Raw genomic sequence first — 17,280 nt, 5'->3', positions numbered from 1 at the left:
CCCGCACCTCGACCCGGACCCCGCCCCGCCGAAGCTGACCGTCGGAGACAGCGCCGCCACCGCCGACGCGGACGGCCCGCGCTTCGACCCGGCTGCGCTGTTCGGCACCGCGCACGCGGCCTGCGGGCTGGTGTCGGTGGCCGCCGCCGCGCTGGCCCTCCAGCACCGGGCGCTCCCCCGGGCCCATGCCCCGGCGCTGCCGCTGGACGCCGGGACGGCCGAGGTGCGGTGCTCGGTGCTGGGCGCGCCGGTGGCCCGGGTCCGGCTGGCGGCGGGTGCGGCCCGGCCGTGGGCGGCGCAGCCCGCGCCCCGGCTGCACCTGTACTCCGGCCGGGACCGGCAGCAGGTGCTCGCGGCGCTGGCCGCCGGGCGGGAGGGGGCGGACGGTCCGGCCCGGCTGGCGGTGGTGGTCACCGCCGACCGCCTCGACGAGCGGCGGGCGGCGGCGGGCCGCTGGCTGGCCGGAGAGGGCATCCGCCCGCCGGGCACGGCTTGGCGGGAGCGGCCGCTGACGGGCGGTACGGCGTTCGTCTTCACCAACGGCTCGGCGGCCTACCCGGGCATGGGCCGGGAACTCGCCCTCGCGCTGCCCGACCTCCTGGACGGCGTCGAGGCGGCCACCGGGGTGCACCGGTCGCTGCTGTCCGGGCCAGGGGCAAACGGGTCGTGGGCAAGTGGGCCGGGGGCACGTGGGCCGGGGGCAAGTGGGCCGGGGGCAAGTGGGTCGTGGGCAAGTGGGCCGGGGGCACGTGGGCCGGGGGCAAGTGGGCCGGGGGCAAGTGGGCCGGGGGCACGTGGGCCGGGGGCACGTGGGCCGGGGGCAAGTGGGCCGGGGGCAAGTGGGCCGGGGGCGGTGCTCGACCAGATCATGGGCGTCGGCCTGGTGATCGGGCTGCACACCGCGCTCAGCCGCATCCTGCTGGGCACCCCGGACGCGGCGATCGGGTACTCCTCCGGCGAGACCGCCGCCCTGGTCGCGCTGGGGGCGTGGCCGGACGCGGCGGCGCATCCCGCCGAGTGCCGGGCGAGCGGGCTGTTCGACCGGGAGATCGGCGGCGAGTACCGGACCGTCCGCCGGGCGTGGCGGCGCGCGGGTGTCCAGGGCAGCCGCTGGGCCGGCTACCAGGTGTCCATGCCCGCCGACCGGGTCCGGGCGGCGCTGGCCGGTGAACCGGCGGTGCACCTGATGGCGGTGAACGCCCCCGGCCTGTGCGTGGTGGGCGGCGAGGCCGAGGCGTGTACGCGGTGGGTCGCCCGGCAGGCGGCCCACGCGGTGCCGATCGACTACCACCTGGCCGCGCACTGCCCGGAGCTGGCCGAGGTGCGGGACCGCTGGTGGCAACTGCACCACCGGCCGACCGTGGCCGTGCCGGGCGTCAGGTTCTACGGCTGCGCGAGCGGTGAGCCGTACGAGCCGACGGCGGACCGGGTCGCGGACGCGCTCACCGCGCAGGCGCTGGGCACCATCGACTACGTACGGGTGATCGAACGGGCCTGGGCCGACGGGGTGCGGGTCTTCGTAGAGCACGGTCCGCGCGGCCTGTGCAGCTCGTGGATCGGCCGCATCCTCGGCGACCGGGAGCACTTGGCGGTGGCGCTGGACGGGGCGGAGGGCCGGGGACCGGCCCAGGTGGGGCAGGCCGTCGCGGAGCTGGCGGCGGCGGGCGTGCCGGTGGACGCCGACGCGTTCTTCGACCGCTGGGCGGCGGGCGCGGCCCGCCCGACCCCGGCCGGACGGCGGATCGGCATCCCGCTGCTCCCGGCCGAGGTGGCGCTGCCGGCGCCCGGCCCGGCCGACTCCGTACCCGTCCCGCTGCCCCGGGCCCCCGAGCTGCCGCCCGTGCTGGGGCCCGCCCCGGTCGCCGTACCCGGCACCGCCCTGGCGACCACCCCCTACCCGCCAGCTCCACCACCGCCCGACCCAGATCCCACCCCCACGCCGCCACCCACCCTGGCCATCGCCCAGACCCACAACCAGAACCCGGCAACTCCACCACCCCCCGACCCAGGACCCGCCCCCGCCCCGCGCACCGCCGTGGCCATCGCCCAGGCCCGCGACCGGGTGACCGCCGTGCACCGGGCGGCGCTCGCGGACCGGGCCGCCGCCCGGCAGCGGTTCGCGGCGGAGCGGGCCGAGGCGCAGCGGCGGTTCCTGCTCACCCGGGCCGCCGCCCTGGCCGCGCTCAGCGGTCGCACCGGCCCGGCCACCCAAGCCACCCAAGCCGCCCCGGTCGCCGCCGCGCGGCCGTACCCGGGCCCGGCGTTCGACCGGGCGCAGCTGGAGTTTCTGGCCCATGGGCCGGTGTCGGCGCTGTTCGGCCCGGAGTTCGCCGCGCAGGACGCCCGGCCCCGGCAGACCCGGCTGCCCCGGCCGCCACTGCTGCTGGTGGACCGGGTGCTGGGCATCGACGCCGAACCGGCGGTGCTGGCGGGCGGCGCGGCGGCGGCCACCGGCACCATCTGGACCGAGACCGACCTCCGCCCCGACGCCTGGTACCTGGACGCCACCGGCCGGATGCCCGCCGGGCTGCTGGTCGAGGCCGGTCAGGCGGACCTGCTGCTGATCAGCTGGCTGGGCGCCGACCTGGTCGGGGCGGCCAGGGGCGACGACCGGGTCTACCGGCTGCTCGGCTGCGAGCTGACCCTGCACGGCAGTCCGCCCGCGCCGGGCGGCACGCTGCGCTACCGCATCCGGATCGACGGCCATGCCGAGCACCGGGGTGTGCGGCTGTTCTTCTTCCAGTACGACTGCCACCTCGGTGACGAACTGCTGCTGACCGTCCGCAACGGGCAGGCGGGCTTCTTCACCGACGCCGAACTGGCGGACAGTCAGGGAGTGCGCTGGGAGCCCGGCGCCGCGCCACCCGACCCGGCCGCGCCGGTCGATCCGCCGCTGCTGACGCCCGCCGCGTCCCGGTTCGGCCCGGAGCAGCTGCGGGCGCTCGCGGACGGCCGCCCCGCCGACTGCTTCGGCCCGGCGTGGGAGGCGACCCGAGCCCATGTCCGTACGCCGCGCATCACCGGCGGCCGGATGCTGCTGCTGGACGAGGTGACCCGGCTCGACCCGGCGGGCGGGCCGTGGGGCCGGGGCTATCTGCGGGCGGAGACCCGGGTGGCGGCGGACGACTGGTACTTCGACGGGCACTTCCAGCACGACCCCTGCATGCCGGGCACCCTGATGTTCGAGGGCGCGCTCCAGGCGATGTCCTGCTTTCTGGCGGCGGGCGGCCACACCGTGGACCGCGACGGGTGGCGCTTCGAGCCGGTGCCGGGCCGCACCGCAGCGCTGCGCTGCCGCCGCCAGGTCACCCCGGGCGCCGGGCGGCTGGTCTACGAGGTCTTCGTCTCCGAGGTCAGGGCGGCGCCGGAGCCCACGGTGGTCGCGGACGTGCTGTGCAGCGTGGACGGCGTGCAGGCGTTCCACGCCGCCGGGGTGGCGCTGCGCCTGGTGCCGGACTGGCCGCTCGATCAGTGGCGGCGGCTCGGTCCGGTCCGTACGCAGACCGATGGCGTGCCGGTCCCACTGGCTCGGCTGGGCGGTCTGGTCGGCCACCGCGACCGGGCGGAGTGCGCGGTGCTCGGCGGGGTCAGGGCCGGTTACGCGACGCTGCTCGCGGCGGCCTGGGGGCGGCCCTCGGAGGCGCTGGGGGCGAGGCTGGCGGCGTTCGACGGGCCGCGCAAGGTGGCCCGGCTGCCCGGACCGCCGTACCACTTCGTCAGCCGTTTCACCGAGGCCGAGGTGGTGCTCGGCGGGGAGCGGGCGGGCAGTCGGCTGGTCACCGAGTACGACGTGCCGGAGCGGGCCTGGTACTTCGAGCAGAACGGCAGCCCGGCGATGCCGTTCGCGGTGCTGATGGAGATCGCGCTGCAACCGTGCGGCTGCCTGGCCGCCCAGTCCACCGACCTGCTCCGCGGTGACCGGGACCTGTTCTTCCGCAATCTCGACGGCACCGGGACGGTGCTGGGCGAGGTCACCCCGCAGACCCGCACCGTGCGCACCGAGGCGGTGCTGCGCCGGGTGGCCCGCCACGGCGACCTGGTCATCGAGACCTTCGACGTGGAGTGCCTGGCGGACGGCGAGCCGGTGTTCCGGCTCTCGGCGGTCTTCGGGTTCTTCACCGAGGAGGCGCTGCGGGGGCAGCGGGGGCTGCCCCGCGCGGAGTCGGGGCCGGGGCTGCCCGGTGGGCGGGCGGCCGTGCTGGACGGGCTGCTGCGGCGCGACCGGGTCGGTGCCACACCGCCGCCGGGGCCGATGCTGCTGATGCTGGACCGGGTCACCGGGTACTGGCCGGACGGCGGCGCGGCCGGGCTGGGCCGGCTGCTGGCGGAGAAGGACGTCGACGCCGGGGCCTGGTACTTCCGGGCGCACTTCTTCCAGGACCCGGTGCAGCCGGGCTCGCTGGGCATCGAGGCGATGTGCCAGCTGCTCCAGCTCTACCTGGTCGGCAGCGGCCGCACCGCCGCGCTGGCCGCGCCGCGCTTCGAACCGGTGCTGCCCGGCCGCGAGGTGGAGTGGCGCTACCGGGGCCAGATCGTGCCCGGCGACGGCACCATGACGGTCGAGCTGGAGATCCGCGAGGCGGGGTCGGACGCCGGGCAGTGCCATGCGGTGGCCGACGCCTGGCTGTGGGTGGACGGCCGCTGCATCTACCAGGTGCGCGGCCTGGGGATGCGTGCCGTGGCCACCGGCGCGGCGGCACTCCCGGCGGCACTCCCGGCGGCGTTCCCGGCGGTGGTGGAGACGGTGCTCGACCCGGCCGAGGACGGCTGGCTGCTGGACCACCGGCCGGGCTGGACGGTGGCGACGATGCCGATGACCGCGATGGCCGACCGGCTGGCCAGGGCCGCCGCCGAGCACACCGGCCTGCCGGTGGCCGGGCTGGCGGAGGTGCAGTTGCGGCGGTGGCTGCCGGTGGACGAGCCGGTACGGCTGCGTACCGAGGTCCGGCCGGCGCCGGAGGGGGCGGCCGTCACCCTGTCGGCGTGGCGGGAGGCCGCCACGCCGGAGCTGTCCCGGTTCGAGCCGGTGGCCGAGGGCGTGGTGCTGCTCGGGCCGCCGGGGCCCCGGCCGGAGCCGTTCGCCCCGCTCGCCGACGCGGTGGCGGCGGCGGACCCGTATGACTCGGGTGCCATGTTCCACGGCCCGGCGTTCCAGTACGCGACGTCGCTGCGGCTGTCGGGGGCGGGCGCGTCCAGCGTGCTGGACGCCGGGCGGGGCCGGGTGCCGCGCGGGCTGCTGCACCAGGGGCTGCTGGACGCGGCGCTGCACGGCCTGCCCTGCCAGGAGCTGGGCCGCTGGTCGCCGGGGATCGGCGGCGACCAGGTGGCGGTGCCGCACCGCCTGGTCCGGCTGGACGCGTACGAGCCGCTGCCCGACGCGGGCCCGGTCCAGGCGGAGGTGCGGTTCGCCGGTCCGGCGCGGGACGATCCGCAACTGCCGTGCTTCGACGTCCAGCTCCAGGTGGCGGGGCGGGTGGCGGTGGCGATGCGGCTGGTCTGCGTGCTGCTGCGGCTCACCGTGTTCGAGGCGGTGCCGATCCCCGAGCGGCGGGCCTTCCTGCGGGACCGCCGGTACGTACCGGGCGTCGGCCTGTCGGAGGAGGCGGGGGGCGGCACGGTGCTGCGGGCCGAGGCCGTCGACCGGCTGGACCTGGTGCCGGGCATGATCTCCCGGCTGTACGGGCTGCCGCGCGGCGGGTCGCCGGTGGACCGCACCGCCCTGATCGCCGCCAAGGAGCACGTGGGCCGGCTGGCCGAGGTGCACCCCTGCCGGGTCGAGGTGGCCGGTGACCTGCGCGGCGCCCGGGTGGCCGGCCGCCCCGGGCGGTGGCCGATCGCCGTCGTCCAGCGGGGCGGGGTGGTCACCGTACGGTCGGCCGACTGACGCCGCCGGGCCCGCTCCCGGCCCGGACGGCGCCGGTTCAGGGACGGCGACTCCAGGGCGGCAACCCCAAGGCCCCCGCGTCCCCCGCGTCAGGGATGCGTCAAGGGCTCCCCCGGCGGTGTACAGGAAGCGTCAAGGCTCCGGCCGACCGGGCTGACCAGGGTGTTCGCTGGGCGGCGCCGGCCCCCTGCGTCGGCGGCCGCGCCCGGCCCCGGGCCGGTCGGTCCCTTACGCATCCTCGGGTGGAACCCATGCTCGACGTCGTCTTCATCGGCGTCACGGTCCTCGTGTTCGTCGTCCTCGCCCTGGTCGCCAAGGGGGTGGAGCGGCTGTGAGCGCCGAGGACATCATCGGACTGGTCGTCGCCGCCCTGCTGGTCGGCTACCTGGTGCTGGCCCTGATCCGCCCGGAGAAGTTCTGATGGGCCCCACCCTCGCGGGGTGGCTCCAGGCGAGCGTCCTGGTGGCCGCGCTGGCCGCCTGCCACCGCCCGCTGGGCGACTGGATCGCCCACCTGCTCACCACCTCCCGGCATCTGCGGGTCGAGCGCGTCCTGTACCGGCTGACCGGTGTGGACGGCGACGCGGACCAGCGCTGGCCGGTCTATCTGCGCAGCGTGCTGGCCTTCTCCGCCGTCTCGGTGCTGTTTCTGTACGGCTTCCAGCGGTTGCAGAGCCGGCTGCTGCTCAGCCTGGGTCTGCCCGCCGTCCGGCCGGACACCGCCTTCGACACCGCCGCCTCCTTCGTCACCAACACCAACTGGCAGTCGTACTCGGGTGAGACGACCATGGGCCACCTGGTGCAGCTGGCCGGTCTCGCGGTGCAGAACTTCGTCTCGGCGGCGGTCGGCATCGCGGTGGTCGCCGCGCTGATCCGGGGCTTCACCCGCAGCCGCACCGACCGGGTCGGCAACTTCTGGGTGGACCTGACCCGGGTGGTGCTGCGGCTGCTGCTGCCGCTGTCGCTGGTCTTCGCCGTGGTGCTGGTGGCCTCCGGGACCGTCCAGAACCTGCACGGGCTGACCGAGGTGCACACCCTGGCCGGCGGCACCCAGTCGATCCCCGGCGGGCCGGTGGCCTCCCAGGAGGTCATCAAGATGCTGGGCACCAACGGCGGCGGCTTCTACAACGCCAACTCCGCGCACCCCTTCGAGAACCCCAATCCGTTCACCGACTGGCTGGAGATCTTCCTCATCCTGCTGATCCCGGTGGCGCTGCCGCGCACCTTCGGCCGGATGGTCAAGGACAGCCGCCAGGGCTACGCGATCCTGTCGGTGATGGCGCTGTTCTGGGTGGCCTCAGTCGCCCTGATCAGCTTCTTCGAGGCGCAGCACCACGGCGTGGCGGCCCAGGCGGCGGGCGCCGCGATGGAGGGCAAGGAGCAGCGGTTCGGCATCGCCGCCTCCTCGCTGTTCGCCGCCTCCACCACGCTCACCTCCACCGGGGCGGTCGACTCCTTCCATGACTCGTTCACCCCGTTCGGCGGCGGGCTGACGATCTTCAACATGATGCTGGGCGAGATCGCGCCCGGCGGGGTGGGCTCCGGTCTGTACGGGATGCTCGTCCTGGCGGTGGTGGCGGTCTTCGTCGCCGGGCTGATGGTGGGCCGCACCCCCGAGTACCTGGGCAAGAAGCTCGGCGCGCGGGAGATGAAGTTCGCCTCGCTCTCCATCCTGACCACCCCGGCGATCGTGCTGGTCGGCACCGGCCTGGCCATGACGCTGCGCGGGGAGCGGGCGGACATGCTCAACAGCGGGCCGCACGGCTTCTCCGAGGTGCTGTACGCCTTCACCTCCGCCGCCAACAACAACGGCTCGGCCTTCGCCGGTCTCAACGCCGCCACCACCTGGTGGAACACCGCGCTGGGCCTGGCGATGCTGCTGGGCCGCTTCCTGCCGATGGTCTTCGTCCTGGCGCTGGCCGGGTCGCTGGCCCGGCAGCAGCCGGTACCGGCCACCGAGGGCACCCTGCCCACCCATCGGCCGCTCTTCGTGGGCCTGCTCAGCGCCGTGGTGCTGATCGTGGTGGGCCTCACCTACTTCCCGGCGCTCGCGCTGGGGCCGATCGCGGAAGGGCTGTAAGCCATGTCGTCCGTGTCCACCGCCCACCCGGCACCCCACCCGGCGACCCCGCCGTCCGGGCCCGCCGGGCGGCCGCCCGAGCAGCCGCACCGGGTCTCCGGCGGCCTGCTGGACCCCCGGCAGCTGCTGCTCTCGCTGCCCGGCGCGCTGCGCAAGCTCGACCCCCGGGTGATGGTGCGCAACCCGGTGATGTTCGTGGTCGAGGTCGGCTCGGTGCTGACCACCGGCCACGCCATCGCGGACCCCGGTGTCTTCGCCTGGCTGATCACCGCCTGGCTCTGGCTGACCGTGGTCTTCGCCAACCTGGCCGAGGCCGTGGCCGAGGGCCGGGGCAAGGCCCAGGCCGACACCCTGCGCCGGGCCAGGACCGACGCGGTGGCCCGCCGGCTGCTCGACTGGCGGCCCGGCGAGCCCCGGCCGCGCGAGGAACCGGTGGCCGCCACCGGGCTGCGCCTCGGTGACCTGGTGCTGGTCGAGGCCGGGCAGACCATCCCCGGCGACGGCGACGTGGTCGAGGGGGTGGCCAGCGTCGACGAGTCCGCGATCACCGGTGAGTCGGCGCCGGTCATCCGGGAGTCCGGCGGCGACCGGTCGGCCGTCACCGGCGGCACCCGGGTGCTGTCCGACCGCATCGTGGTGCGGATCTCCTCCGAGCCCGGCAAGACCTTCGTGGACCGCATGATCGCGCTGGTCGAGGGCGCCTCCCGGCAGAAGACCCCCAATGAGATCGCCCTCAACATCCTGCTGGCCTCGCTGACCGTGATCTTCCTGCTGGCGGTCGTCACCCTCCAGCCGATGGCCTCGCACGCGGGTGCCCCGCAGTCGCTGATCGTGCTGGTCGCCCTGGTGGTGGCGCTGATCCCGACCACCATCGGCGCGCTGCTCTCCGCGATCGGCATCGCCGGGATGGACCGGCTGGTGCAGCGCAACGTCCTGGCCATGTCGGGCCGCGCGGTGGAGGCGGCGGGCGACGTCGGCACCCTGCTGCTGGACAAGACCGGCACCATCACCCTCGGCAATCGCCAGGCCGCCGCCCTGCTGCCCGCCGACGGCGCCTCCACCGAGGAGCTGGCGGACGCCGCCCAGCTCTCCTCGCTCGCCGACGAGACGCCCGAGGGCCGCTCGGTGGTCACGCTGGCCACCGCCGCGTACGGGCTGCGGCCCCGCGCCCGCGATGAGCTGGGCGCCGCCGAGTGGGTGCCCTTCACCGCCCGGACCAGGATGTCCGGCGTCGACCTCAGCGAGCGGGCACCGGACGGTACGGTGCGCGAGCGGCGGGTCCGCAAGGGCGCGGCGAGCGCGGTGACCGCCTGGGTGGCCGAGTCCGGCGGCACGGTCGGCCCGGACGTCACCGACCTGGTGGAGCGGATCTCCACCGAGGGCGGCACCCCGCTGGTGGTCGCCGCCCAGGACGGCGGCGCGGCCCGGGTGCTCGGCGTCGTCCACCTCAAGGACGTGGTCAAGCCGGGCATGCGGGAGCGCTTCGCGGAGCTGCGCCGGATGGGCATCAGAACGGTCATGATCACGGGTGACAACCCGCTGACGGCCCGCGCCATCGCGGTGGAGGCCGGGGTGGACGACTTCCTGGCGGAGGCCACGCCCGAGGACAAGATGGCGCTGATCAGGCAGGAGCAGGCCGGCGGCAAGCTGGTCGCCATGACCGGCGACGGCACCAATGACGCCCCCGCGCTGGCCCAGGCGGACGTCGGCGTGGCCATGAACACCGGCACCATGGCGGCCAAGGAGGCCGGCAACATGGTGGACCTGGACTCCGACCCCACCAAGCTGATCGAGATCGTGGAGATCGGCAAGCAGCTGCTGATCACCCGGGGCGCGCTGACCACCTTCTCCATCGCCAATGACGTCGCCAAGTACTTCGCGATCATCCCGGCGATGTTCGCGGCGGTCTACCCGGGGCTGGAGCGGCTGGACATCATGCGGCTGCACAGTCCGCAGTCCGCGATCACCTCCGCGATCGTCTTCAACGCGCTGATCATCGTGGTGCTGATCCCGCTGGCCCTGCGCGGGGTGCGCTACCGGCCCTCCTCGGCCGCCGCGCTGCTGCGCCGCAACCTCTGGGTCTACGGGCTGGGCGGCCTGGCGCTGCCGTTCGCCGGTATCAAGCTCGTCGACCTCGTCGTCCAGTTCCTCCCCGGTCTCCGCTGACCGGGGACCGCAGCGACACGGAAGAGAACACCATGTCCGAGCACATCCCCCCGGCGCTGCGCACCCAGTTCACCGCGCTGCGCATGCTGCTGGTGCTGACCGTCCTCACCGGCATCGCCTATCCGCTGCTGGTCACCGGCGTCGGCCAGGCCGCCTTCGGCCACCAGGCCAACGGCTCGCTGGTCGCCACCGACGGGCGGGCCGTCGGCTCCAGCCTGATCGGCCAGCGGTTCGACCTGCCGCAGCAGGGCGCCAGCGCGCAGCCGAAGCCGGACCCCCGGTGGTTCCAGCCCCGGCCCTCGGCGGCCGACTACAACCCCACCGCCTCCGGGGCGTCCAACCTGGGGCCGAACAGCGCGGCGCTCACCGCGACGATCCGCCAGCGGCGGGCGGCCGTCGCCGCGTTCGACGGCGTACCGCCCGCGAGTGTGCCCGCCGACGCGGTCACCGCCTCCGGCTCCGGCCTGGACCCGGACATCTCCCCGGCGTACGCCCACGAGCAGGTCGCCCGGGTCGCCAAGGCCCGCGGCCTGTCCCCCTCCCTGGTCGCCCACCTGGTCGACCAGCACACCCAGCCCCGCGTCATCGGCTTCCTCGGCAACCCCCGCGTCAACGTCCTGACCCTCAACACGGCCCTCGCCGCCCTCAAGTAACCCAAAGCCGAGCAGAACTCCCGAGGGTCCCGTTGAGAATCTGATGGTGGTGGCTTCCATGATGCCTCAGGAAGCATCCGGTGCAGCCGAACGCGATCGTGAAGGTGGCACCACCGACGCGGCCGCCGCAACGCGGAGATGACCAAGCCGGTGCAACGAGCTACTGGCCGGGCGATGCCTGTCCTCGGCAGAATTACATGTTCCTGGACGGGAGCTACTTGAGCGCGGGCCTGGCCAGGGCCTCCCCAACCGGGTTCGGCACCTCCTTGGCCACCCCGCCGGCGATACCGACCTCTCAGCAGGGCCGCCCCAGTCAGGGCTCCGAGCAGGTGACCCCCACCATCGGCTGGAGGTCAGCACCGCCTGCGCCGACACCGTCCGGGTCCGCTTCCCCGGTCTCGCCCTCAACCTCAACCCTTCGACCGACGCCGCGCCGTCCACCAGCCACGTCAACCTCGCAGTCTGACCACGAAAAGCAACAGGCCCCAGGGCGCGAGAAACTGCGCGACCAGTAGCTCTGAAAAAATCACGTGGATCAGTGTCGGCAGGCCGGGCCGATGGCGACTGGGGCCGTCCCCATCGGCCTGATCATTCGTCTGCCTGCGACGTCACGAAAGCAGCTAGCGGTCTTTAGACGACCCTACCCTGCGGGAAATAATCTTTTCATACAGAGATGATTCTTCGGTTTGGCCAATGACTTGAGCCTGGAATCACTGGTACGAGTGACTCAAGCTCTTGCTCTTACAGTCGCAATCCGAGAGACTGGCAACCTACGAACGCACAGGTGCCAACCGACAGCAACTGGGGGGAAGTTGAAGTATGAGCCCAACGCCAAGCACAAGAAGCCCTGGCAGCCGGGAGCGCGAGGCTCGCTCTGCCCCCCAGAGGTCGACGGACCTGCCCTTCTGGGTGACAGCGTCGTAGACCCTAGCCAACCGGGCAAGCGATATGCTACGGATGGGAAGCTGGCTTACTGTGGGCACGAACACGCCCCGGACTGCTGGCATGGCTTCCCAGTCGAGTGGAGGAAAGTACCCGAGAGACTTCGACGTCAGTGGTTGGCCGACCGACGAGTGTCGCGTCGAAGCATGAAAGAGTACTGGTGACCACAATGACCGTAAGCAATTGGGAGATGAAGGCAGGAGACCCTGCTGATTTTGCGTTCAAGATTTCGTTTTTGCGCAACCCGCACGGGGAGCAAGATCGTGCCACTCCCGAGGAATCCTATTCTTGGGGATCTTTCGCATTGTGGGTAGCCGGAGAGAACCTATGCGCCCACCTCGAGCAAGGCGAGGTAATCGAGGCTGCACATTGGTACATGATTCCATTCATGGAGTGGATTGCCCAAAACTGGAACGCCATTTTCCACGAGGAGCAGCTTGCCCTCAAGAACGTCGGATATTCGGCCGCTGGATCCATGGCACTTACCAAGAATCCGCCGATTTCACTCAAGGAATTGGATGAATTCGAATGGCTTGATGAGTGGACTACCTGGTGGGACAGGCATAGCGTTAGGTCGGCTCGCGAAGGCGGCCTATTTCCGGATATCTACATGCGTCGATACGGATCCTCACTCGAGGTATCCACGGGAGCCGAAAGGCTCGTAGGAATTCCCGAGGAGTTCAGCTTCCTCGCCCCCCACAGGCGCTACGAAATTGACCTCATCAAAGCTTCCGATATTATCTATTCAGTGCTCCAAAGTGCCTCACAAGAGCTCCTTCGCAGACTTCCCAATTCACCTCGCATCGCCGCTTTGATCGCTTATATCGATGCAATCCAAAACGATTCGAACAACTCAAATCGCATGGCCTGGCTGGCCGGAATGGGAACAGATTCCGAAAAATATAAGGTTATTTCTGAGGCGGTTGACCAGTCGCTTGCCGGTGTCCCCGAGAACATCCGACAAGAGATCACCGGGGCCAACCGGGTCACGAAACTGGTCGTCCAGGGGAGTGCCTACGCGCAGTTGGTCTATGGTTCCTATAGTCCCTCTATTGATCGCGGCGATGTAATCGCCCTTGCGACCGCTTTGGTTGGGAATCACGTCGATGACGCGTCGCCATGGCTCAATAAGCTCGCGCTCTCTTTCGATCCAAGCGAGGTCCGTGGGCTAGCGCCAGGAGAGCAGGGAAGCTGGCTTGGCGAGCACGCGTGTGAAATGTTGGTTGCTCACTGCGAGTCATGGATCGATGTTCATGCAGTTCTCGCCTCCTTGGAAATCCTGCACGAGAAGATCGCACTGTCCGACCAGGGGATCCGAGCAGTTTCCGTGTTCGGCCCAAACCAACGCCCAAAGGTCTTCCGTAATTCTCAGACAAAATGGGGCAAGAGTCGCGAGGTTGAGCGCTTTACGCTAGCTCACGAGTTGGCACATCTTTTGCTTGATCGCGACCGAGCCAGTGAACTAGCGGTGGCTTCTGGCCCGTGGGCTCCTCTCTTTGTGGAGCAGCGCGCCAACGCCTTCGCGGCAGCATTCTTGATGCCTACCTGGCTACTGCGAGACCATGTGGCTCAAGTCAACGGCGACATTCGGGACCTTGAGACGATCTCAAGTCTAGCGGCGCGTTTGCACGTGAGCACTTCATCCATGATCGACCGCCTCCACAACCTCGGCGAACTCGATGTCGATGATAGGTTTAAACTGAAGGCTCGATGGCGGCGCACCTCTGGATTCGGCCCGTAATTCGCTACTACAGTAAGCAATTTCCGGTTCAGTGAGCTGAGCTGAGCTGATTGGCTCAACAGTGCGGATTTGAGCCGGATTCGAATGCACCATCCAGCGCCTCGACTTCCGCCGACCTGAAAATCGGCTAGCTCTCCGTCCTCTGCAACCACTGCCGCACAGCCATTTTGCTGCTCTGCTCGGAGATCTGACTCCGCATCGATTCACAATATCTTGTCACGGATTCGTGGAGGGGTGCCCGCGCCCCACCAAACCACCCCCGCGCCCCTCCCGACCACCGGCTCACAGTTCGAAGCGGTAGCCCATGCCCGGCTCGGTGATGAAGTGGCGGGGGCGGGAGGGGTCGGCTTCGAGCTTGCGCCGCAGTTGGGCCAGGTAGACCCGCAGGTAGTTGGTCTCGGTGCGGTAGGCCGGCCCCCACACCTCCTGGAGCAGCTGCTTCTGGGTGACCAGCCGCCCCCGGTCCCGTACCAGCACCTCCAGCAGATGCCACTCGGTCGGGGTGAGCCGGACGTCCGCGCCGTCCCGCCGGACCCGCTTGGCGGCCAGGTCGACGGTGAAGGTGGCGGTGGTGACGACCGCGTCCGTACCGGGCCCGGTGTCGGGTTCGGCGCGGCGTACGGCGGCGCGCAGCCGGGCGAGCAGCTCGTCCATGCCGAACGGCTTGGTGACGTAGTCGTCGGCGCCCGCGTCGAGGGCCTGCACCTTCTCGTCGGAGGCGTGCCGGGCCGAGAGCACGATGATCGGCACCCTGGTCCAGCCGCGCAGCCCCCGGATCACGTCGACGCCGTCCATGTCGGGCAGGCCCAGGTCGAGGACGACCACGTCGGGGTGGCGGGAGGCGGCCAGTTCCAGGGCTCCGGCGCCGTCGGCGGCGGCGTCCGCCTCGTAGCCGCGCGCCTTGAGGTTGATCACCAAGGCGCGGACCAGCTGCGGTTCGTCGTCCACCACCAGGACCCGGGTCATCGCCGTACCCCGCCCTGCACCGGCGCGGCGGCGGCGCCGGCCGCGGGCAGGGTGATGACCATGGTCAGCCCGCCGCCGGGGGTGTCCTCGGCAGCCACGCTGCCGCCCATCGCCTCGACGAAGCCACGGGCGACGGCCAGTCCCAGCCCGACGCCGTCGCCGCGCGGGGCGTCGCCGTACCGCTGGAAGGGCTCGAAGATCCGCTCCCTGGCCTCGTCCGGCACCCCGGGCCCCCGGTCGATCACCCGCAGTTCCACCTGCTCCCCCTCGGCCAGCCGCAGGACGTCGGCCCGGATCAGCACCGGGGCGCCGGGCGGGCTGTACTTGACGGCGTTCTCCACCACATTGGCCACCGCCCGCTCCAGCAGTCCGGCGTCGGCCGGGACCATCGGCAGGCCCTCGGAGACCTCCAGCCGGACCGTCCCGGCGGCCAGGCCGCCCAGCGCCGCCGGGACGACCTCGTCCAGGTGGACGTCGCGGACCAGCGGGGTGACGGTGCCGGTGCGCAGCCGGCTCATGTCGAGCAGGTTGTCGATCAGGTGGTCCAGCCGGTCGGCGCCGTCCTCGATGCCGGCCAGCAGCTCGGCCTCGTCCTCGGGGGCCCATCGCACCTCGTCGGAGCGGAGTGAGCTGACGGCGGCCTTGATGCCGGCCAGCGGGGTGCGCAGGTCGTGCGAGACGGCGGCGAGCAGGGCGGTGCGGATGCGGTTGCCCTCGGCCTGGCGGCGGGCGGCGGCGGCCTGGTCGGCGAGGCGCCGGCGTTCCAGCACCGCGACCGCCTGCGCGGCGAAGGCGCCCAGCACCCGCCGGTCGTCGGCGGGAAGCACCCGGCCGCTGAGCGCCAGTGCCAGCCGGTCCCCCACCGGGACGTCCACGTCGGCGTCCTCCGGCCGGGCGGCGGGGTGCGGTCCGACCGCCGCCACGCACTGCCAGGGTCCCCGGTCGTCGGCCCGTTCCAGCAGGGCCACCGATTCGGTCTGGAAGGTCTCCCCGACCCGTCCCAGCAGCGCGGCGAGGCTGTCCTCGCCGCGTAGGACGCTCCCGGCGAGGTAGCCCAGGGTCTCGGCCTCGGCCCGGCTGCGGGCCGCCTGCTGGGCGCGGCGGGCCGCGAGGTCCACCACCGAGGCCACCGCGACGCCGACGCCGACGAAGACCCCCAGCGCCAGGATGTTCTGCGGCCCCGCGATGGTGAAGGTGTGGGTGGGCGGGGTGAAGTAGTAGTTGAGCAGCAGTGAGCCGACCAGCGCGGCGGCGACCGCCGGGAAGACCCCGCCGACCAGCGCGGCGACCACGGTGAGGGTGAGGAAGAGCAGCAGGTCGGTCGGCAGCCCGGGGTCGTCGGCCCAGGCGGTGAGCAGCAGGGTGAGCAGCGCCGGGCCGCCGCAGCCGACCAGCCAGCCCGCGACGGCGCGGACCCGGCCGAGTTTGACCGGCAGTCGGCCGGGCAGCGGCGGGCGGCCCCGGGCGGCGTGCTCATGGGTGACGATGTGGACGTCGATGTCGCCGGACTCCCGGGCGACCGTGGAGCCGACGCCGGGGCCGAAGGCGTACTGCCAAGTCCGGCGGCGGCTGGAGCCCAGCACGATCTGGGTGGCGTTGACGCCGCGTGCGAAGTCCAGCAGCGCGGTGGGGACGTCGTCGCCGAGCACCGAGTGGAAGCTGCCGCCGAGGTCCTCCACCAGGCGGCGCTGGGCGGCCAGCTCGGTGGTGGAGGAGCCGGTCAGGCCGTCGGAGCGGACGATGTGCACGGCCAGCAGTTCGCTGCCGGAGCCCTTGGCGGCGATCCTGGCGGCGCGCCGGATCAGGGTGCCGCCCTCGGGTCCGCCGGTGAGGCCGACCACGATCCGCTCGCGGGCCTGCCAGGTGGCGGCGATGTGGTGCTCGGCCCGGTAGCGCTGGAGGTACTCGTCCGCCCGGTCGGCGGTCCACAGCAGTGCCAGCTCGCGCAGCGCGGTCAGGTTGCCGGGCCGGAAGTAGTGCGACAGGGCGGCGTCCACCTTGTCGGAGGCGTAGACATTGCCGTGGGCGATCCGGCGGCGCAGCGCCTCGGGGGACATGTCGACCAGTTCGATCTGGTCGGCGCGCCGGACGACTTCGTCGGGGACGGTCTCGCGCTGCCGTACGCCGGTGATGCCCTCCACCACGTCGCCCAGCGACTCCAGGTGCTGGATGTTGACGGTGGAGACGACGTCGATGCCCGCGTCGAGCAGTTCCTCGATGTCCTCCCAGCGCTTGGTGTGGCGGCTGCCGGGGACGCAGCTGTGGGCCAGTTCGTCCACCAGGGCGACTTCGGGGCGGCGGGCGAGGACGGCGTCGAGGTCCAGCTCGGTGAAGGCCGCTCCCCGGTACTCGGTGCTGCGCCGGGGTACGGCCTCCAGGCCGGCCAGCAGTTCGCGGGTGTGGGGGCGGCCGTGCGGCTCGACGAAGCCGACCACCACGTCGGTGCCCCGGGCGGCGCGCCGGTGGCCCTCGCTGAGCATGGCGTAGGTCTTGCCCACCCCGGGGGCCGCCCCGAGGTAGATCCGCAGCCTGCCGCGCGCCATGCCTGCACCATGCCCATCCCGCCGGCCCGCCCGGCACCGCCCGGGACGCCGCCCGCCGCTCCTGAGCGTACGGCGGCCCGAATGGTGCACGCATGTTCGTACGGCTCTGGGCGGGCAATCTTGGCGCCATCTTGACGGGCCCGACCCGGACGCGGGGGGGGGGGGGGGGGGGGGGGGGGGGGGGGGGGGCCCCCGCGCGGGGGGGGGGGGGGGGGGGGGGGGGGGGGGGGGGCGCCGGGGGCCGGGGGGGCCCCCCCCCCCGGGGGGGCCCCCCCCCCGCCGCCGTTCACGGGCGGGGCCTGGTCC

The 17,280-nt window shown here is 72.6% G+C and carries 8 protein-coding genes; 6 read left to right on the top strand and 2 right to left on the bottom strand.

Annotated elements, in window-relative coordinates; genetic code table 11:
- From ACIQGZ_RS07990 to ACIQGZ_RS07965, 6 genes are all read left to right on the top strand, one after another.
- Nucleotides 1–5,884: hypothetical protein (locus ACIQGZ_RS07990; RefSeq protein WP_402600046.1), on the top strand; the 5,884-nt coding region annotated here is incomplete at its 5' end.
- 331 nt (nt 5,885–6,215) lie between these two features.
- Nucleotides 6,216–6,305, top strand: a complete 90-nt coding sequence (kdpF, locus tag ACIQGZ_RS07985) for a K(+)-transporting ATPase subunit F (protein ID WP_402600045.1) — start codon at nt 6,216–6,218, stop codon at nt 6,303–6,305.
- A complete protein-coding gene (kdpA, locus tag ACIQGZ_RS07980; protein WP_402600044.1) occupies nt 6,305–7,963 on the top strand; it encodes a potassium-transporting ATPase subunit KdpA in 1,659 nt (552 codons plus the stop codon). The genes kdpF and kdpA overlap by 1 nt, the downstream gene beginning before the upstream one ends.
- A gap of 3 nt (nt 7,964–7,966) precedes the next feature.
- On the top strand, nt 7,967–10,129 hold the full coding sequence (gene kdpB / locus ACIQGZ_RS07975; RefSeq protein WP_402600043.1) for a potassium-transporting ATPase subunit KdpB: 2,163 nt from the start codon (nt 7,967–7,969) through the stop codon (nt 10,127–10,129).
- Between the two features lie 32 nt (nt 10,130–10,161).
- Nucleotides 10,162–10,782: a potassium-transporting ATPase subunit KdpC gene (kdpC, locus tag ACIQGZ_RS07970; RefSeq protein ID WP_402600042.1), complete on the top strand. Its 621-nt coding sequence runs from the start codon at nt 10,162–10,164 to the stop codon at nt 10,780–10,782.
- Nucleotides 10,783–11,893: 1,111 nt separating this feature from the next.
- Nucleotides 11,894–13,465, top strand: coding sequence for an ImmA/IrrE family metallo-endopeptidase (locus tag ACIQGZ_RS07965; protein ID WP_402600717.1), 1,572 nt, complete (start codon nt 11,894–11,896; stop codon nt 13,463–13,465).
- Nucleotides 13,466–13,747: 282 nt separating this feature from the next.
- Here ACIQGZ_RS07965 and ACIQGZ_RS07960 read toward each other — a convergent pair whose 3' ends face one another.
- Complete coding sequence (locus ACIQGZ_RS07960; protein ID WP_402600041.1) at nt 13,748–14,431, bottom strand: response regulator; 684 nt, start codon at nt 14,429–14,431, stop codon at nt 13,748–13,750.
- Entirely contained in the window at nt 14,428–16,974 is a 2,547-nt protein-coding gene (locus ACIQGZ_RS07955; RefSeq protein WP_402600040.1) for a DUF4118 domain-containing protein, read from the bottom strand. Before ACIQGZ_RS07955 ends, ACIQGZ_RS07960 begins: the two co-directional genes overlap by 4 nt.
- Nucleotides 16,975–17,280: the final 306 nt, after the last annotated feature.

The organism is Streptomyces sp. NPDC092296 (genome assembly GCF_044755465.1).
Classification (GTDB): domain Bacteria; phylum Actinomycetota; class Actinomycetes; order Streptomycetales; family Streptomycetaceae; genus Peterkaempfera.
Note: the sequence above shows the minus strand (reverse complement) of the source record. Positions and strands in the feature narration are given on the sequence as shown.